The organism is Sphingomonas bacterium (assembly GCF_903643065.1).
Lineage (GTDB): Bacteria > Pseudomonadota > Alphaproteobacteria > Sphingomonadales > Sphingomonadaceae > Sphingomonas.
Genome location: NZ_CAHJWX010000376.1, coordinates 1 through 3091 on the forward strand (window position 1 = coordinate 1; position 3091 = coordinate 3091).

The following is a 3091-nucleotide window of genomic DNA, read 5'->3' on the forward strand; positions in this document are numbered from 1 at the left end:
AGCGCCACCGCGCCGTAGCTGGCGAGGAAGGCCGGACGCCGCGGCGCCGCCACCGCGCGCAGATCGCCCGCGCCATGCGCCATGCCGATCACGCCGATCGCCACGACCGCGATGGCCAGCTGCCATCCCGCGCCGGTGGCGGGGAGGCCGGTCATGCCTCCTTCGGCAGCGCGCGATCGAGGTTGAAGGCGGCGACAAAGGCATAGGCGACCTTCGCCAGCACATCGAGCACCAGGATCGCGAGCACCGTCGCCCCGCCGCCGATGCTGCCCACTCCCTCCGGCCCGACCAGGAAGACGACCGGGTAGAGCAGCCACAGCACCGACAGCATCGACAGGTTGGCGAGGTAGGCGTGCCCGATCGCGTCGCCACGCTCGGCCGCCAACGTCCGCAGCGGCACCCAGAGCAGGTACAGCACGCCGACGAACGCCGCGCACGACCAGCCATAGAACGCCCATTTCACCGCGTCGCTGGTCGCCAGCGAGGAGATCAGCCCGGCCACGATCATCAGCACGTCCAGCGACAGCACCGCCGACAGATAGCCGCCCAGCTGCGCGAACCGGCGCTCGTCGCCCACCGCCGTCAGCACCAGCCCCGCGAGCAGCAGCGGCGTCGTCAGCGACCAATCGAGGTAGCGGGCCACATAGCTGAGATGGCCGTCGGGCAGCAGCACCGTGCCCACGCCCAGCGCCATGGCGAGGTAGGAGGTCGCCGCCACGAACGGCACCGTCGCGTGCAGCAGCGTGTGCGTCCGGGTCGCCGCGCCGCGCGCGGCCGTCGCCTGGATCGCCAGCGGCGCGAGGGACATGATGACGAAGCCGATCAGGAAGAGGCTATGCTGCATCGAACGGCACTCCAGTGCTCCGATGCCATAACGCCGATCGCGAACGGCTGCTCCCGCCCAGCTCCGAATTATCGGTGGATCGCGACGCCGCGGGTCAGGCCTGCCCGCGTTCGTCGGGCGCCGCGTCCTCGCCGCGGCTGATGCCATAGTCGACCGGCCATGCATTGGGCATGTGGAAGGTGCCGAACAGCCGATCGAAGATCGGCAGCATCGCGGCGTAGTTCCGGTTGATCGCGCCTTCGCGCGTGTGATGCCAGTGGTGGAAGAGCGGCGTGGCGACGAGCTGCTCCAGCGGCCGCAGCCGCACCGCGATGTTGGCGTGGATGAAGAAGCCCCACATCGTGCCCAGGATGATGGCCAGCGCCGCGATCGCGTTGCCGCGCGGGTCCGAGAAACCGGCCAGGCCGAGCGCGTACAGCGGGGTCAGTCCGCACAGGCGGACGAAGATCATGTCGACCGGATGGCCGCGCGTGTTGATCATCCAGCTCAGATGCGCGGGCTCGTGATGGACGGCATGGAAGCGCCACAGCACCGGCCATTCATGGGTCAGGCGATGGCCCCAATAGAAGCCGAACTCGGCGATCAGCAAGGCGGCGGGGAGCAGCACCGCGATCGGCAGCGACGCCGTCCAGCGGAAATAGCCCGCGGGAAGCGCCGCGCGACTGATCAGCACCACCTGCGCCATGACGAGGCCGAGCACCGCGGCCGGCAGCAGGCTGTTGAGGAAATAGAAGCCGACGTCGGCGAGCGTCGATCGCCACGTCGCGTCGCGGTGGTCGCGCAGCGCGAACAGGCGCTCCAGCGGCAGGAACACGACGGCCAGGAAGGCCAGCCATATGCTCAGCCGGATCAACTGGGTCACGTACGGCATCCACATCTCGCCTAACAAGGTTAATGAAGGTCACAGGTCCGAAGAGCGGTGTTAAGTATCTTTCCTCGTTCCCGCTTGAGATACAAGAGTCGGTACTACCATCCGGTAATCAAGGCGACGATCCCGATATGCGTTGTCTCATCATGAAACAATCGCCTCTTAATGAGTAGTTCACATTCGGCGGCAGCATCCATAGAGACGCTGACCAAGCCGGTGGCGTTACCGGACTTAACTTTAAGAAAAGGGAATGATCATGAAGATGTCGATGCTCGCGGCGTTCGGTGCGCTCGCGATCTGCGCCACGGGTGCGCAGGCGCAGGTCGAGCTGGTCAAGAACGGGAACTTCTCGTCCACCTACTCGCTCGGCACACAGAACCCGGCCACGCCCAGCCAGCTGGGCTATAACGGCTATGGCGCGACCGGCTGGACCAGCCCGACCAACGGCTACAACTTCATCTATAATCCGACGCTGGCGGGCAGCGCGGGCTACAGCTCGTCGGGTCAGTACGGCAACGTCTCGCTGTACACGTCCGCGAACGGTGGCTCGGCGACCGCGCCGGCATCGCTCGTCAGCCCGCCGGGCGGCAATTTTCTGGCGGCCGATCCGGCATTCCAGGCCGGCGCGATCAGCCAGCTGATCACCGGCCTGACGGTCGGCAACTCCTATGCCCTGAGCTTCTTCTGGGCCGGCTCGCAGCAGGCCGGCTTCTCCGGCACCACGACCGAGGGCTGGACGGGCTCGCTGGGCGGGACGTCGTTCGCGACCCCGGTGATCACCACGCCGAGCCAGGGCTTCTACCCGTGGCAGAAGTTCTCCACGGTGATCAAGGCGACCTCGACCTCCGAGACGCTGTCGTTCCTGGCGGTCGGTGGCCCGTCCGGCGGTCAGCCGCCCTTCGCGCTGCTCGACGGCGTCAGCCTGACCGCGGTGCCGGAGCCCGCCACCTGGGGCATGATGATCTTGGGCTTCGGTCTCGCCGGTGTCGCGCTGCGCCGCCAGGCGCGCCGCTCGGACGCGCGGTTCGACTCGAAGATCAAGCGGATGACGGCGGGCCAGCTCGCCGGCTGACGCCGACGCCATCGCGCGGAATGACGAGCCGTCGACCCTCTCGGGTCGGCGGCTCGTTCCGTCGTCACCGGTCTGGCCGACGCCATCGCTCGTTTGAACCGCTGGTCGGCTTCGGCTAGGCGGCGGCCGATCATGAGCCTGTACCCTCGTTTCGCTGCGCATCTGGACGCGGCCCTGGACCGGCTGGTCGAGCGCGACGGCCTGCCGGCCGGGCTCGACCGCCGCAATGTCACGGTCGAGCCGCCGCGCGACGCCGCGCATGGCGACCTCGCCACCAATGCGGCGATGGTGCTGGCCAAGCCGGCCG

General features: G+C 67.9%; 3 protein-coding genes and 1 pseudogene. 2 read left to right on the top strand and 2 right to left on the bottom strand.

All coding sequences use genetic code 11. The features are described 5' to 3' along the window. Positions 1-151 precede the first annotated feature (151 nt). Positions 152-844: a bacteriorhodopsin gene (locus HUU95_RS12355; protein WP_174280377.1), complete on the bottom strand. Its 693-nt coding sequence runs from the start codon at positions 842-844 to the stop codon at positions 152-154. A gap of 94 nt (positions 845-938) precedes the next feature. Continuing rightward, positions 939-1706, bottom strand: coding sequence for a sterol desaturase family protein (locus HUU95_RS12360; RefSeq protein ID WP_217429837.1), 768 nt, complete (start codon positions 1704-1706; stop codon positions 939-941). Between the two features lie 262 nt (positions 1707-1968). Here HUU95_RS12360 and HUU95_RS12365 point away from each other — a divergent pair, with 262 nt between their 5' ends. Further along, positions 1969-2784: a PEPxxWA-CTERM sorting domain-containing protein gene (locus tag HUU95_RS12365; RefSeq protein WP_254602782.1), complete on the top strand. Its 816-nt coding sequence runs from the start codon at positions 1969-1971 to the stop codon at positions 2782-2784. Positions 2785-2916: 132 nt separating this feature from the next. Beyond that, positions 2917-3091 (top strand): annotated as a pseudogene (locus HUU95_RS12370) (arginine--tRNA ligase); the annotation flags it as partial.